Origin of the sequence: Streptococcus cuniculi, from assembly GCF_001921845.1 — a bacterium.
Classification (GTDB): Bacteria; Bacillota; Bacilli; order Lactobacillales; family Streptococcaceae; genus Streptococcus; species Streptococcus cuniculi.
Genome location: NZ_MSJM01000001.1, coordinates 116,771 through 131,256, shown reverse-complemented (window position 1 = coordinate 131,256; position 14,486 = coordinate 116,771). Strand labels below are relative to the sequence as shown.

Below are 14,486 nucleotides of genomic sequence, written 5' to 3'. Positions count from 1 at the left end.
TAGATGATAAAGAAGATAATTGCAACCGATATGGATGGTACATTTCTCAGAGAAGACCATCAGTTCAACCGAGAACGTTTTCGCAAGATTCTGAATCAATTTCATGAAAAAGGCTATCTATTTGCAGCAGCGAGTGGGCGCTCTCTCTTGAGTTTGCAAGATGTTTTTCAGGGCTTTGAAGACGAGATGGCTTTTATCGCTGAAAATGGATCCTTTGTATCCTATAAGGGAGACGTCATTTTTGAAGATCAGCCGATTGATCCTCAGGTCTATATGGATATTGTCCATAGGCTAGAAGAAGGCCCCTACGGTAGTAGCGCTTTTGTTGTGTTATCAGGGAGAAATGCCGCCTATTTATTGACCAGTGCGGAGCAATCCTATGTTGATATGATTTCTCAATTCTACTTGAAAACAACTCTAGTTTCAGATTTTTCTGAAGTGACAGAGGATATTGTTAAGATCGTGGCTACTTTTCCAGATGGGAAATTAGAAGCTGGTCAGGAGTGGTTGAATGAGCGATTTGATAGTGTGACTGCTGTGACGACCGGATTTGAATCAGTAGATATCATCTTGTCAGACAGCCATAAGGCAGTAGGTTTGTATCACTTGTGTGAGCATTTTGGCGTGGATGCTGAGAATGTTGTCGCCTTTGGCGACAATCAAAATGACTTGGAAATGCTTGATTTTGCAGGGACTTCCCTTGCGACAAGCAATGCTAAACCAGAAGTGAAAAAGGTAGCAGATACAGTCATCGGTCACTGTAATGATGAGGCTGTTTTGACATATATGGAGGAATTACTACATGAGTATTAAATTGATTGCCCTTGATTTGGACGGGACTTTGCTGACATCTGATAAGCGGATTTCAGCGGAAAACAAAAAAGCCCTGCAAGCAGCGCGCGATAAGGGAGTGTATGTCGTCTTGACTACTGGACGTCCTTTAAAAGCGATTGAACAGTTCTTAGAAGAGCTGGACTTGCTTGGCGAAGGACAATATGCAATCACCTTTAATGGAGGCTTGGTGCAAGAAAATACAGGTCGTGTCTTAGAGCAAACAGGCTTTTCTGTAGAAGATGTGCGTGCCATTCGCGAAGTGACCAACCAGCTTGAATTGCCACTTGATGCCATTCATGAGGGAGATGTCTATTCCTTGGATGCCGCTCATGCTTCGCTTTATTCAAGCTGCAATCCGCTGTTACACATTATTCCAACGACAGATGCTAGTCTACCAGAGGAATTGACCTACAATAAAGCAGTGACAGCTGTGGATGCAGCATTTTTGGATCAACAGATTGCTAAATTGCCTGCTTCTCTATATGATCGCTTTGAAATTTTTAAATCGCGCGATATTCTCTTAGAGTGGAGCCCTAAGGGTGTTCACAAGGCCAATGGGCTTGCTAAATTGATTGAGCATTTAGGAATTGAACAATCAGAAGTCATGGCCTGTGGCGATGAAGAAAATGATTTGAGCATGGTTGAATGGGCTGGTCTCGGAATTGCCATGGCAAATGCGAGTTCAACATTAAAAGAAGTTGCCAAGGTGGTATTGCCATTGACCAATGATGAACATGGTATTGCCTGGGCGATTGAACAATATGTAGTAAGTGAGGAATAGTATGGGGCTATTTGATCGATTATTTGGACGCAAAGACAAGGAAGAAGCGCCTGTTCTTTCAGAAGAACATAAAGCGCAGCATGCAGAAAGCCAGATGCAGCCTGAAGATGTGACCGCAGAAGCAGAGCAGGTGATGGAAGACCAAGTTGAGCTAGAAGAAGTTTCCGTTCCGACAGAGGAGCGCCTTGACGCGCATGAAGAAAGCGGAGATTTAGCTGAAAGGGTAGCAGAGGATATCACTGAAGTTGCTGAAGAGGCAGTGGTTGAAGAAGAGGTTCCTGTTGAGACCGCAGAAGAAGTTGTAGCTGAAGAAGAGGATTCTACTGAAGTTGTAGAAGTAGATTTGGATGCGCAGAAACAGCGAACCTTGGACTTCATGGAGGACTACTATGCAGCTAAGGAAGCGGCTGCCGCGCGTGTGAAAGAAGCAAAAGAGAACGAAGAAGCTCTTCAGACCAAACAGGAGCAAGCAGAAGAGGTGCTAGCACCGCAGCCAGCACCTGAAAGTGAGGAAGAAAAATACCAGCGCACCTTGAAAAAAACGCGGACTGGTTTTGGTGCCAAGCTCAATGAATTCTTTGCCAATTTCCGCTCGGTGGATGAAGATTTCTTTGAAGAATTAGAAGAATTACTCATCACAAGCGACGTAGGGGTGCAGGTTGCGTCTAACTTGACGGAAGAGCTTCGCTATGAAGCACGCTTGGAAAATGCCAAAAAGCCCGAAGCCTTGCGCCGTTTGATTATTGAAAAACTGGTGGAAATTTACGAAAAAGACGGGCAGTTCAGCGAGCAGATAGCCTTTCAAGAGGGCCTGACGGTCATGCTTTTTGTCGGTGTCAATGGGGTTGGGAAAACAACGTCTATTGGTAAATTGGCCTATCGTTACAAGCAGGCAGGAAAGAAAGTGATGTTAGTTGCAGCAGACACCTTCCGCGCAGGTGCAGTAGCCCAGCTGGTTGAGTGGGGACGGCGCGTGGATGTGCCTGTGGTGACAGGACCAGAGAAGTCTGACCCTGCTAGTGTGGTCTTTGACGGTATGGAAAAAGCCATGGCAGAGCAGGTGGACATTCTCATGATTGATACAGCTGGTCGCCTGCAAAACAAGGATAACCTCATGGCTGAATTAGAAAAGATTGGCCGGATTATCAAGCGGAGTTTACCAGATGCACCGCATGAAACCTTGCTAGCGCTAGACGCGTCAACGGGTCAGAATGCCCTCGTACAGGCCAAAGAATTTTCAAAAATTACACCGCTGACAGGACTGGTCTTGACCAAACTAGACGGGACCGCGCGTGGTGGTGTCGTACTTGCCATTCGTCAAGAATTGGATATTCCGGTGAAACTCATCGGATTTGGGGAAAAGATTGACGACATCGGTGAATTTCATTCCGAATCCTTTATGAGAGGCTTGTTAGAAGGTTTAGTATAAAAAAGAGTAGGACCTAGCGTGATATTGACATCACGAGTTGATCCTACTCTTTTTTTCTATTTCTTTCTTTTTAGGAGAGCTTCAATCCAGTCAGGAGCGTAGGCAGATGTACAGCCTTTAGGGACTTTCATATCAGCATAGACCGCTAATGTGCGTCCAATGGTCAGTCCCTGCTCCAAATAGTCAGGATAGGCGACCGCAATTTCAACCAGACATTGGTTCATGGTCCATTGGATAGGTTCTGCGACTGTCTGTAAATGAGTCTCTATAGTAGAAAGTGTCTCTTCAATTTCTTTGGAGCTGGCCTTTTTACTCGCAAAATAGCTTCCTTTTAGAGCCCAGCCGAGGCGTTGAAAGACAGGGCCGTCCGATTGCAGAAGCCAATCTTCCCATTTTCTGGCATCTGAACGTTTATTGAGAATGAGGTTGGCAAATTTATCAAGGACATTTTGTGAAACAGTATCGTCTAGGCAGCTTTGAATGGTCTCTTCAGTTAGCTGATTTGCTCTTCCTTTGGCGATTTGAATGGCTAAATACTGCGCCTCTAGTATCTTTGTTTCCCATAAAGGATAGACGAGTTCTAGCTGATGGATGTAAGGTTTGGCAATACGGGAAATAGCACCCATAGGCACGCCATAGTAAGGCTTAGTTTCTTGGATTTTTTCATAGCGTTTGAGGGTGCCAGCATGGCTTTCTGCTTCAAGTGCTGCCAGAATAGATGGAATAGTTATCATCATGATATCTCCTATGATTTGTGGTGTTGAGAAGATATAGTCTTTGTCTCAGTTTCTTGTCTGAAAGTTCATTCATTTGAATATAAAAAAGAGGAGGGGAGCAAGTGTTTGAACTTCTCCTAAATCCCTCCTGTGTTGCTTTTATAGTAATCCCCGCTCGCGGTACCAGACATCGGGTGTCCAGATCCATTTGCTGCCGTAGCTTTCTAATAAGTCAAAGGCAGCTTGCGGTCCCATGCTTCCTGCGGGGTAAGTATGGAGCGGTACTTGGTTGTCCTGCCAGATACGGACCACTTGGTCGATAAACTGCCAGCTGGCCTTGACCTCTTCCCAGTGACTGAAGTTGGTGGAGTCCCCATGCAAGACATCAAAGAAGAGCTTTTCATAGGCTTCTGGTGAGTTGCCAAGGGCGGTCGCATTGTGGCGGAAATCGAGCTTGGCTGGGGTCAGCGCAAAGTGAGAACCGACTTCTTTTCCGTTGATAGACAGAGAAAATCCCTCGGTCGGCTGAATGTAAATGGTCAAGACATTCTTTTCAGCGTGTTGGCCAAAAATATCCTGTGCTTGTTTGAAGACGATGGTAATACGTGTTCCTTTTTCCGTCAAGCGTTTACCGGTACGGAAGAAGAAAGGCACATCACGAAAGGCATCGGTGTCAACAAAGAAAACTCCGCTAGCAAAGGTTTCGGTCTGCGAACCTTCTGCGATATTTGGCTCTTCCAAATACCCTACATAGTCTTTACCATCAATGTGTCCAGCGGTGTATTGACCTCGGATGAAATTGCGTTTGATTTCCTCGTCGGTCTGCTGTTTCAGATGTTGGAAAACCTTGATTTTTTCTGCCCGTACATCTGCTTCATTGAAACTTTTTGGCTTGTCCATAGCTAGAATCGAGAGAACCTGCAGGGCATGGTTTTGAATCATGTCTTTCAAGGCCCCAGAATGGTCGTAGTAGCCTCCGCGGTCTTCGACCCCGATGGATTCTGCAAAGTTGATTTGAACGGATTCAATGTAATCGCGATTCCAGATATGTTCAAAAATGATGTTGGCAAACCGAACGGCAAAGATATTTTGCACCATTTCTTTTCCAAGATAATGGTCGATACGGTAAATCTGCTCTTCTTCAAAGGTTTCTGCGAGCTCTTGGTTGAGCTTTTCGGCTGTCTCGAGGCTTGTTCCAAATGGTTTTTCAATGATTAACCGCTCAAACCCTTTTCCATCAACGATTTGCTCCGATTTCAAGTGCTTGGCAATGGTTCCAAAAAATTCAGGTGCCATCGACAAGAAGAAGACCTTGTTGTGCTCGGTCTGGTATTGTTTGCCCAATTCTTCCTGCAATTGTTTCAAAGCAATGTAGTGCTCGGTGTCGTTAACATCGTGGCTTTGATAGTAAAAATGGCTGGCAAATTCATGTGCTTGACGCGTATTGTCTGGCAGGTCTCCGAGCGACTCAATCACGACTTGCTCAAAATATTCCTTGGTCCAAGGACGGCGTGCAGTACCAATCACGGCAAAGTGCTGTCCGATATGCCCAGCTTTATATAATCGAAAAAGTGAGGGATAGAGTTTGCGTTTGGCAAGATCCCCACTCGCTCCAAAAATAGTAAATAATACGTGTGATGACATAAATGGTTTCCAATCTGTAGAATTTAGTATTAGTATATCATAAATTGTCTGAAAATTCACCTGCTACTCGTCAAAAACACGACAAACGCATGAAAAATTGCACCTATCCTAATTTTTGATAAGTGCAATTTTTTGAAACCATTTCATCACCTTTTTGGAAGAAATAGTAATTTTTTCTCGTTAATAGCTTAATGATACTGCAATTTTTTTAAATGCTAACACGAACAATTGAAAACATGATTTCTGAAAACTAAATTTTCTTCATGCGTTTGTCGTAGGTCAAAAATCATCTTCGGACCTTTGTTCACTCAACGTGCAGTTGCGGATGCAGAATACGATGTTTAGAGAGTAGCGATTGCGAGAGATATTTTTTTGATTAAAAGACACGGTAGACATAGGGATTTTTGGGTTGTTCAATCTTGGTGTATTCCGTCAGCTCAAGTGTTGGAAGAGCCTGCTGGAGGGAGTTGTGATAGGAGAGTTTGATTGTTCCCTTGGCCTGAACCCAAGTATTGTCTGGGAAATCCGTCTCCTGTCCTGTGGACAGGAGGCCGTAGACACCAGAATCAGCGATACAGTGGATAATTCCAAAGCGGAAGAGAAATTGCTGTTTTGGATTATCAGGGTCGTTGTAGACAAAGCCTACCATTTCAAGGTGTTTGCCGACAAATTCATTGGGATAGTCATAGATGGCCTCCATCACTTCCATGTAATTTTCGCTGGTGACGCTGATAATCTCTTGGTCTAAATAGCGCTCGGCAACCTTACGCATTTCGCTTTGATAGCTGGATTTGGTGAAGTAGGCAGAGGTATCGGGTTTCAAGTATTGGACAGTGGTGCCTTCTTGCTCTTGAATTTCTGTATCCGTTCCTGCTGCGAGTGGGAAATGGTAGCCCTTAGCCGCAACGGTCGTTGAGTCCAGATGGACCGTTGGAAAGCCCCAAGCGACAATCAAGGGAATGAGCAGGAGGGCAATACTGGTCAGTTTGGCTATTTTCGTTGATAAATGGCTATGCGTTTCCAGTTGCTTAACCCAGATATAGAGCTGGACGAGGGCTAGTAGGAAGGTTAAGACCATGGAGAGATAGGCTAGATAAGAGTAATGCAGGTTGATGTACTGGTCGAGTTTTCCAGAAACGTAGAGATAGAGGGTCATTTCAAAATACCCTGCTAATAGTAAGAATCGAATCATTTTAGAGACCTCCTATTGCAAGACAGTACAGGGCGATGACAACAGAGATGATTCCGATAAATTGCAGAATAAAAGATGTCTTAAAGGAATGCTTCATCATGATGAGGTTTTTAATGTCAATCATAGGACCGATAACGAGAAAGGCCATAATTGGTGCAAAGCCAAAGCTCGAAAGTAGGGACGCCCCGATAAAGGCATCAGCTTCGGAACAGAGAGACAGCAAAAAAGCAAGCAGCATCATCAAGAGAATGGCTGTAAAGGGATTGTGACCAATCCGGGTCAAGATACTGGTCGGAATGTAGACTTGGACGAGGCTGGCAAAGAGGCAACCAAACACCAAGTAGCGCCCCGTATCAAAAAATTCATCGATACTTTGTATCAAGGCTTGTCCGACCTTTTTCCAGCCGCTCAAATGGGAAAAATCATGCGTATGCAAGGGAGAAGCCTGCTCTTTTAAAATAGAGCCTGTCTGGAAAAATCCCAGAAAAATCCCTAAGACTAGAGCGACCAGAATCGAACCAAGTGCGCGGTAGAATGCGAATTTGACTGAATTACCAAAAGCGGTAAAGGTCGCAAATAGGACAATCGGATTGATGACAGGGGCCGTTGCTAGAAAAGGAATTGCCGTATAAGTCGGCACTTTTTTCTCCAACAATCGGTTGACAATCGGTACAATCCCACATTCGCAGGAGGGAAAAATAAAGCCGATAAAGGTTCCAAAGAGGATTCTCAAAAAACGATTGTTAGGTAAGGCTCGATGGACACGGTCTGGTGTGACATACACCTCGATAAAGCCTGAAATCAGGGAACCGATGAGGACAAAGGGCAGGGCCTCAATGATAATGGAAAGAAAAATCGCTCCTGCTTGTAAGACAGAAGCTGGCAAGTTTTGGAATCCCAACATGGCCGAACCTACTTTTCAGAGGCTTCCTTGGCAGGAGTTTCTTTTTTTACCTTGGAATCAGGAAATTCCACCTGCTCAAGCGCATCAAAAGAAGCAAATTCTTCCAACATTTTTTCTAAATCATCTTTTCGTTTGTATGTGACAGCCATAAGGCACCTCCAAATAGTATGTTTTGTTTCGTTTCATAATCGATAATTCTATTATACTCTTTCTTCTTAAAAAAAGCAGAAATCAACCATTTTCAGTCAGAGAAAAAGCAGACTTTCTATCTTCTTTCTTGCTAAAATCATGATATAATAAAACTATGAAAGATAGAATGAATCAACTAGTAGAACAGCTCAATCAGTATGCAGACGCTTATTACCGCTTGGACCGTCCCGTGGTTTCAGATGCGGAATATGACAAGCTGTATCGTGAATTGGTGGAGCTTGAGACAGCGCATCCTGATTTGGTTTTGCCAAATAGTCCCAGCCATCGGGTGGGTGGAAAGATTTTAGATGGATTTAGCAAATACCAGCATCAATACCCCTTGTATAGCTTGCAGGACGCTTTTTCTTTTGAGGAATTAGAAGCCTTTAATCGCCGTGTTCGCAAGGAATTTCCCCATGCGACCTATATTTGCGAATTAAAGATTGATGGGCTATCCATTTCGCTGACCTATGAAGCAGGACGCTTGGTTGTCGGAGCCACTCGTGGAGATGGTAGCATCGGTGAAAATATCACAGAAAATCTCAAACGGGTGCAGGATATTCCGCTCACCCTACCAGAGGCGCTTGATATCACTGTTCGGGGGGAGTGCTATATGCCGAAAGCCTCCTTTGATCGGGTCAATCAGATTCGTCAGGAAGCAGGCGAGGTGGAATTTGCCAATCCGCGCAATGCGGCAGCAGGAACCCTGCGCCAATTGGACACACGAATCGTTGCCAAACGCGGTCTAGCAACCTTCTTATATCAAGAGGCCAGTCCGACAGAAGCAGACAGCCAGTCCCATGTCTTGGACAAACTGACGCGTCTAGGCTTTGTGACCAATCAAGACTATCATTTGGCAGACAGCATTGAAGAGGTCTGGCAGTTTATTGAAGACTTGGCTGGTCGCAGAGAAGCCCTGCCCTATGAGATTGACGGTGTGGTGATTAAGGTCAATAACTTAGCAATCCAAGAAGAATTGGGCTTTACGGTCAAGGCGCCACGCTGGGCCATCGCCTATAAATTCCCCGCTGAAGAAAAAGAGGCTGAGATTGTATCGGTCGATTGGACAGTAGGTAGGACGGGAGTTGTGACCCCTACAGCCAATCTGACCCCTGTTCAGTTGGCAGGAACGACGGTGAGCCGTGCGACCTTGCACAATGTGGACTACATTGCTGAAAAAGACATCCGTCTGCATGATACAGTTATCGTTTATAAGGCAGGCGATATTATTCCAGCAGTCCTATCGGTGGTGGCAGCAAAACGCAAGCAACAAGAGCCCATGGACATTCCGACAGCCTGTCCAAGTTGTGGTAGTTCCTTGCTTCATTATGAAGATGAGGTTGCCCTGCGTTGTATCAATCCCCTGTGTCCTGCTCAACTCAAGAGTAAATTGGAGCATTTTGCCAGCCGAGATGCCATGAATATTGCGGGGTTAGGAAGTTCGATTGTTGAAAAACTCTTTTCAGCCAATCTGGTGCAAGATGTGGCAGATATTTATCGCCTGTCAGTTGAGGATTTACTAACTTTGGAAGGCTTCAAGGAAAAATCGGCTACTAAACTGTATCAGGCCATTCAAGCCTCAAAAGAAAATTCAGCAGAGCGGCTTTTGTTTGGCTTGGGAATCCGCCATGTCGGTAGCAAGGCCAGCAAGATTCTCCTTGAGACATTTAGGACCATTCCAAGACTGGCTGAGGCTAGCCTTGAGGAGATTGCAGCCTTAGATGGTGTGGGGACGGTGATTGCCCAATCGCTAACGACTTATTTTAGTAGCGAGGGAGCTAAGACCCTGGTGGCAGAATTGGAAGCCTCGGGCGTTACCCTGGCCTATCTCGGTCAGGTAGCAGCAGCCGATGCCCTCTTAGCTGGTATGACCATTGTTTTAACTGGGAAATTGGAGCGCCTCAAGCGAAGTGAAGCCAAGGCAAAACTAGAGAGCTTGGGAGCCAATGTAGCAGGTTCAGTTTCCAAAAAAACAGACCTCGTGGTAGCAGGTAGTGATGCAGGAAGTAAGTTGGCCAAGGCTCAAGAATTAGGCATTGAAGTACGAGATGAAGCCTGGCTAGAAAGTCTATAGGTACACATATGGAACAAAGAAAACGCGCACGATTGATTTATAATCCTGTTTCTGGGCAGGAAATCATGAAGAAAAATGTAGCAGAAGTCTTGCATATTTTAGAAGGTTTTGGGTATGAAACCTCTGCCTTTCAAACAAGTCCTGAAAAAGACTCCGCTAAAAATGAAGCAACAAGGGCTGCACAAGCAGGCTTTGACTTAATTATCGCGGCGGGCGGAGATGGGACCATTAACGAAGTGGTCAATGGCCTTTCCTTTCCCCCTAAGCGGCCACAGATGGCGATTATTCCAACAGGAACGACCAATGATTATGCCCGTGCCTTGAAAATTCCAAGGGGCAATCCGATTGAGGCGGCCAAGGTGATTGGCAAAGGGCAGACTATTCTCATGGACATCGGACTTGCAAAAAATGAATCAGTCGGAGAGAATTATTTTATCAATATTGCAGCAGCTGGAACCCTGACAGAATTGACCTACAGTGTTCCAAGCCAGCTCAAGACGATTTTTGGCTATCTGGCCTATGTCGTAAAAGGGGCAGAATTACTGCCTCGGGTTCAATTCACCCCCGTTCGTGTGAGCCATGATGAAGGAGTGTTTGAAGGGAAAATCTCAATGATTTTCGTGGCCCTGACCAATTCCATCGGTGGTTTTGAGCAGATTGTTCCAGATGCTAAGTTAGACGATGGCATGTTTACGCTCATCATGGTCAAGACGGGGAATCTCTTTGAAATTCTGCACTTGATTCGCCTGGTTATCGATGGTGGTAAGCATGTCGATAGCGACAAGATTGAATACATCAAAACGCGTCAACTAACCGTTGAATCCTTGGATAGTAGCAATCGCATGATGCTGAACCTTGACGGTGAGTACGGAGGAGATGCTCCTGTCGAGTTGATTAACCTTGCCAACCATATCGAATTTTTCGCAGACACGGACAAGGTGGCAGATGAAGCCATCACCCTTGATACGGACGATATGAGCCGAGAAGATATGGCCAAACGCTTTATCGAAGAAGCGGACCATTTGGAAGGAACAATATAAATAGGAAGAAAAGATATTCAGTCTTTTCTTTTTTCTAGACACTCCTGTCAAAAAACGCTTCCAAATACTGTCTTTTCTTGACAAAAGCATTTTTTAGGAGTATGCTATCATGGTATAAAAATTTTAAAGGAGAATTAAAAAATGGATGTATCTGCATTAGCTTTAGGTATTGCCTGTTTGGGTGTTAGTGTTGGTGAGGGACTCTTGGTTGCCAGCTATCTTAGCTCAACAGCACGTCAACCTGAATTACAAAGCAAACTAATGACAGGGGTATTCATGGGCGTTGCCTTTATCGAGGGTACTTTCTTCGTAACCCTTGCGATGACATTGTTCTTGCGTGGATAAGGAGTGCCTTAGAATCATTAGAAAGGGGGAGTAATCGTGGAAGGAACCGCAGCTCCAACTATTACTCTAGGTCCTGTAACCTTTGATGTCACCATGGTCATTGTGACGATGGTGACGATAACCATCATATTTTTACTTGTATTTTGGGCAAGTCGCAGTATGACATTGAAGCCAAAAGGAAAGCAAAATGTCTTGGAATATGTCTATGAGCTGACGATCAACTTTACCAAGGGAAATTTGGGTGATGCAGAGTCAAGAAGATATTCTCTTTATTTCTTTGTTCTCTTCCTATTCCTCTTGGTGGCCAATAACCTCGGCTTGATGACCAAACTAGAGTCATCAGAGGGGGTTAACTTTTGGACATCTCCAACTTCTAATATGGCCTATGACTTTGGTCTAGCCATCATGGCGGTTGTCTTCTGTCACGTAGAAGGCATTCGTCGCCGAGGATTTAAAAATTATTTGAAAGCATTTGTGACCCCTTGGGCAATGGCTCCGATGAATATTTTGGAAGAAGTGACGAACGTGGCCTCTCTCGCACTTCGTTTGTACGGAAATATCTTTGCCGGTGAGATTCTCGTGACCCTCTTGGTACAGATGTCACAAAAAAGTGCATTTGCTTATCCCATCGCCTTCCTACTAAATGTCATCTGGACTGGTTTTTCAGTCTTTATTTCCTGCTTGCAAGCCTATGTGTTTGTCATGCTGGTTTCGATGTATTTGAATAAGAAAATTCAAGGTGAAGGTGAATAGGAAAGGATTAGATATTCATGATGACAGGACTAAGTATAAACAGTACCATGCTTGGTAATTTTATTTTAGTAACGGCTTCGTTTGCTGTATTGATTGTGGCAATTCGCCTCTTTGCTTGGGATAAAATTACAGGTATTTTTGAAGAACGTGCTGCTAAAATTTCAGGTGACATTGATGCTGCTGAAGAAAAATTGGCAGAAGCCTCAGGCCTTGTTGAGCAAAGGGAACAAGAGTTGGCACAAGGTCGCGTAGAAGGGCAAAAGATTGTTCAAGATGCGGTTGATCGGGCAAAATTAGAGAAAAAACGCATTTTAGAACAAGCTGAAATTGAAATTGAAGCCTTGAAAAAGAAAGCAGATTTGGAAATTGAAGCTGAGAAACGTGAAGCTCAAGAGAAATTGCATATTCAAGTGGCAGACTTGGCCGTTGATTTGGCCAGCAAAATTATCTTGGAGGACTTGGATCAGCAGGCGCATAGCGAGTTGATTAACCGCTATATTGATAGGCTAGGAGAAGAATAATGAATGCTAGAGAAACTGCCTTAGTGCAAAAATATGCTCAATCATTCGTTGATAAGGTATACGATCGCGAGGATGTCTGGACGATTTATGACCAAATTTCAGCTATTCTCACGGTAATTCATGATAGTAAATTAAATCGAATTCTCTTATCTGCAACGGTTTCTCAAGCTGAAAAGGCAGATTTTATCCATGCCATTCGTCAATCAACCTATCGCGAAGTCAATGATTTGATTGAAGCTATAGCGCGCGATGGTCATGCTGATTTGCTCGTTGAAACGCTCGAAGCAGCCTTACGCTTGATTAGTAAGAGCAAGCAAGAGTTTGATGCGCACATTGTCTCTGTTTATCCATTGACAGAAGAACAAAAAGAAAGAGTGCGTCGTCTAGTTGAGAGCCGTTTTTCATTGAAAGTTCGCAATATCGTACAAGAAATTGACAGAGACGTACTCGGTGGTTTTATCGTTACGGTCAACCACAAGGTCATTGATGCCAGCGTGCGGACGCAATTGAAAGAAATTCGAAATAGACTTTAGAAAATAGAAAGTGGTGTTCTTTTGGTGATTAATGCACAAGAAATTAGCGCTTTACTAAAACAACAAATTGAAGGGTTTCAGCCTGATTTTGACTATACAGAGACAGGGGTCGTGACCTATATCGGTGACGGAATCGCTCGTGCCCATGGTCTTGATAATGCCATGAGTGGAGAACTCCTCATCTTTGAAAATGGCACGATTGGAATGGCTCAGAACTTGGAAACGGTTGACGTGGGGATTATCATCTTGGGTCCCTTTACGGACATTCGTGAGGGTTCTGTCGTTCGCCGTACAGGAAAAATCATGGAAGTTCCAGTTGGTCAAGGCTTGATTGGCCGCGTGGTCAATCCTCTTGGACAGCCTGTTGATGGACTCGGTGACATTCGGACCAGTAAAACGAGACCAATCGAGTATCCTGCTCCGGGGGTCATGCAACGGAAATCCGTGAACGAGCCTCTGCAAACAGGCTTGAAAGCGATCGATGCCCTCGTGCCAATCGGTCGTGGTCAGCGGGAATTGATTATCGGAGACCGTCAGACAGGGAAAACATCGATTGCGATTGATACAATCTTGAACCAGAAGGATCAGGACATGATTTGTATCTATGTGGCAATCGGACAGAAAGAATCAACTGTGCGTACGCAGGTTGAAACGCTTCGTCAGTACGGTGCGCTTGATTATACCATCGTCGTGACAGCTTCGGCTTCACAACCATCGCCCTTGCTCTTTTTAGCACCGTATGCAGGTGTTGCAATGGCAGAAGAGTTCATGTATGAAGGCAAGCATGTCTTGATTGTCTATGATGATTTGTCCAAACAAGCGGTCGCTTACCGTGAGCTGTCCCTGTTGCTTCGTCGTCCACCAGGTCGTGAGGCTTATCCAGGGGATGTCTTTTATCTACACAGCCGCTTACTAGAGCGTTCTGCAAAAGTGTCAGAAGAATTGGGTGGTGGCTCGATTACAGCTCTGCCATTCATCGAAACGCAGGCAGGAGATATTTCAGCCTATATCGCAACCAACGTGATTTCGATTACAGATGGTCAGATTTTCCTGAAAGATGACTTGTTCAACTCTGGTATTCGTCCAGCCATTGATGCGGGTTCTTCTGTATCTCGTGTCGGTGGTTCAGCGCAAATCAAGGCCATGAAAAAAGTCGCAGGAACGCTTCGGATTGACCTAGCTTCCTATCGTGAATTAGAGGCCTTTACCCAATTTGGTTCGGATCTTGATGCGGCTACTCAAGCCAAGTTAAACCGCGGTCGTCGGACGGTTGAAGTCTTGAAACAACCGCTTCACAAGCCATTGCCAGTTGAGAAACAGGTCTTGATTCTCTACGCTTTGACAAATGGTTTCTTGGACTCTGTGCCAATCGATGATATTTTAACCTTTGAAGAAGAACTCTATGCCTACTTTGACTTGCACCATGACGGTCTTTTGGATACGATTCGCAGGACAAAAGACTTGCCAGATACAGATGAATTGAATGCTGCTATTCAGGAATTCAAAGATCAGTCTGTCTTTAAGTAAAGGA

General features: G+C 44.6%; 15 protein-coding genes. 10 read left to right on the top strand and 5 right to left on the bottom strand.

Annotation, left to right across the window (positions count from 1 at the left end):
• The first annotated feature begins 3 nt into the window (after positions 1 to 3).
• From BU202_RS00640 to ftsY, 3 genes are all read left to right on the top strand, one after another.
• Complete coding sequence (locus tag BU202_RS00640) at positions 4 to 813, top strand: Cof-type HAD-IIB family hydrolase (RefSeq protein WP_083605717.1); 810 nt, start codon at positions 4 to 6, stop codon at positions 811 to 813.
• A complete protein-coding gene (locus BU202_RS00635; RefSeq protein ID WP_075103875.1) occupies positions 803 to 1,615 on the top strand; it encodes a Cof-type HAD-IIB family hydrolase in 813 nt (270 codons plus the stop codon). The genes BU202_RS00640 and BU202_RS00635 overlap by 11 nt, the downstream gene beginning before the upstream one ends.
• A gap of 94 nt (positions 1,616 to 1,709) precedes the next feature.
• Positions 1,710 to 3,044 carry a signal recognition particle-docking protein FtsY gene (gene ftsY / locus BU202_RS00630; RefSeq protein ID WP_425274619.1) on the top strand — a complete coding sequence of 445 codons (1,335 nt, stop codon included), beginning with the start codon at positions 1,710 to 1,712 and terminating at the stop codon, positions 3,042 to 3,044.
• A gap of 56 nt (positions 3,045 to 3,100) precedes the next feature.
• Here ftsY and BU202_RS00625 read toward each other — a convergent pair whose 3' ends face one another.
• The 5 genes from BU202_RS00625 to BU202_RS10505 form a co-directional block, all read right to left on the bottom strand.
• The gene (locus BU202_RS00625; protein ID WP_244148990.1) at positions 3,101 to 3,781 is read right to left on the bottom strand and encodes a DNA alkylation repair protein; all 681 of its coding nucleotides are present in this window, start codon (positions 3,779 to 3,781) and stop codon (positions 3,101 to 3,103) included.
• Positions 3,782 to 3,919: 138 nt separating this feature from the next.
• Positions 3,920 to 5,404, bottom strand: a complete 1,485-nt coding sequence (zwf, locus tag BU202_RS00620) for a glucose-6-phosphate dehydrogenase (RefSeq protein ID WP_075103873.1) — start codon at positions 5,402 to 5,404, stop codon at positions 3,920 to 3,922.
• A gap of 376 nt (positions 5,405 to 5,780) precedes the next feature.
• Complete coding sequence (locus BU202_RS00615; protein WP_075103872.1) at positions 5,781 to 6,596, bottom strand: TIGR03943 family putative permease subunit; 816 nt, start codon at positions 6,594 to 6,596, stop codon at positions 5,781 to 5,783.
• A 1-nt stretch (position 6,597) separates the two neighbouring features.
• Positions 6,598 to 7,500, bottom strand: a complete 903-nt coding sequence (locus BU202_RS00610; protein WP_075103871.1) for a permease — start codon at positions 7,498 to 7,500, stop codon at positions 6,598 to 6,600.
• 8 nt (positions 7,501 to 7,508) lie between these two features.
• Positions 7,509 to 7,649 (bottom strand): SPJ_0845 family protein, encoded by a 141-nt coding sequence (locus tag BU202_RS10505; protein ID WP_167364726.1) that lies wholly within the window; start codon positions 7,647 to 7,649, stop codon positions 7,509 to 7,511.
• A gap of 155 nt (positions 7,650 to 7,804) precedes the next feature.
• Between BU202_RS10505 and ligA the strand changes: the two genes are divergently transcribed.
• The 7 genes from ligA to atpA all read left to right on the top strand — a co-directional run bounded on the left by ligA (position 7,805) and on the right by atpA (position 14,482).
• Complete coding sequence (gene ligA / locus BU202_RS00605) at positions 7,805 to 9,763, top strand: NAD-dependent DNA ligase LigA (protein ID WP_075103870.1); 1,959 nt, start codon at positions 7,805 to 7,807, stop codon at positions 9,761 to 9,763.
• Positions 9,764 to 9,771: 8 nt separating this feature from the next.
• Positions 9,772 to 10,803: a diacylglycerol kinase family lipid kinase gene (locus BU202_RS00600; RefSeq protein WP_075103869.1), complete on the top strand. Its 1,032-nt coding sequence runs from the start codon at positions 9,772 to 9,774 to the stop codon at positions 10,801 to 10,803.
• A 141-nt stretch (positions 10,804 to 10,944) separates the two neighbouring features.
• Complete coding sequence (locus BU202_RS00595; RefSeq protein WP_075098920.1) at positions 10,945 to 11,148, top strand: F0F1 ATP synthase subunit C; 204 nt, start codon at positions 10,945 to 10,947, stop codon at positions 11,146 to 11,148.
• Positions 11,149 to 11,184: 36 nt separating this feature from the next.
• Positions 11,185 to 11,901, top strand: coding sequence for a F0F1 ATP synthase subunit A (gene atpB, locus BU202_RS00590; protein ID WP_075103868.1), 717 nt, complete (start codon positions 11,185 to 11,187; stop codon positions 11,899 to 11,901).
• Between the two features lie 17 nt (positions 11,902 to 11,918).
• Complete coding sequence (gene atpF / locus BU202_RS00585) at positions 11,919 to 12,422, top strand: F0F1 ATP synthase subunit B (RefSeq protein ID WP_075103867.1); 504 nt, start codon at positions 11,919 to 11,921, stop codon at positions 12,420 to 12,422.
• Positions 12,422 to 12,955: a F0F1 ATP synthase subunit delta gene (locus BU202_RS00580; RefSeq protein WP_075103866.1), complete on the top strand. Its 534-nt coding sequence runs from the start codon at positions 12,422 to 12,424 to the stop codon at positions 12,953 to 12,955. The genes atpF and BU202_RS00580 overlap by 1 nt, the downstream gene beginning before the upstream one ends.
• Before the next feature lie 21 nt (positions 12,956 to 12,976).
• The gene (gene atpA / locus BU202_RS00575; protein ID WP_075103865.1) at positions 12,977 to 14,482 is read left to right on the top strand and encodes a F0F1 ATP synthase subunit alpha; all 1,506 of its coding nucleotides are present in this window, start codon (positions 12,977 to 12,979) and stop codon (positions 14,480 to 14,482) included.
• The last annotated feature ends 4 nt before the right edge of the window (positions 14,483 to 14,486 follow it).

Bases quoted from the DNA above. Each gene is read 5' to 3' on its own strand.
- BU202_RS00625 (WP_244148990.1), bottom strand. From the start codon at position 3,781: ATGATGATAACTATTCCATCTATTCTGGCAGCACTTGAAGCAGAAAGC.
- zwf (WP_075103873.1), bottom strand. From the start codon at position 5,404: ATGTCATCACACGTATTATTTACTATTTTTGGAGCGAGTGGGGATCTT.
- BU202_RS00595 (WP_075098920.1), top strand. From the start codon at position 10,945: ATGGATGTATCTGCATTAGCTTTAGGTATTGCCTGTTTGGGTGTTAGT.
- BU202_RS00615 (WP_075103872.1), bottom strand. From the start codon at position 6,596: ATGATTCGATTCTTACTATTAGCAGGGTATTTTGAAATGACCCTCTAT.
- BU202_RS10505 (WP_167364726.1), bottom strand. From the start codon at position 7,649: ATGGCTGTCACATACAAACGAAAAGATGATTTAGAAAAAATGTTGGAA.
- ftsY (WP_425274619.1), top strand. From the start codon at position 1,710: ATGCAGCCTGAAGATGTGACCGCAGAAGCAGAGCAGGTGATGGAAGAC.
- BU202_RS00635 (WP_075103875.1), top strand. From the start codon at position 803: ATGAGTATTAAATTGATTGCCCTTGATTTGGACGGGACTTTGCTGACA.
- atpF (WP_075103867.1), top strand. From the start codon at position 11,919: ATGATGACAGGACTAAGTATAAACAGTACCATGCTTGGTAATTTTATT.
- BU202_RS00600 (WP_075103869.1), top strand. From the start codon at position 9,772: ATGGAACAAAGAAAACGCGCACGATTGATTTATAATCCTGTTTCTGGG.
- BU202_RS00580 (WP_075103866.1), top strand. From the start codon at position 12,422: ATGAATGCTAGAGAAACTGCCTTAGTGCAAAAATATGCTCAATCATTC.
- ligA (WP_075103870.1), top strand. From the start codon at position 7,805: ATGAAAGATAGAATGAATCAACTAGTAGAACAGCTCAATCAGTATGCA.
- BU202_RS00640 (WP_083605717.1), top strand. From the start codon at position 4: ATGATAAAGAAGATAATTGCAACCGATATGGATGGTACATTTCTCAGA.
- BU202_RS00610 (WP_075103871.1), bottom strand. From the start codon at position 7,500: ATGTTGGGATTCCAAAACTTGCCAGCTTCTGTCTTACAAGCAGGAGCG.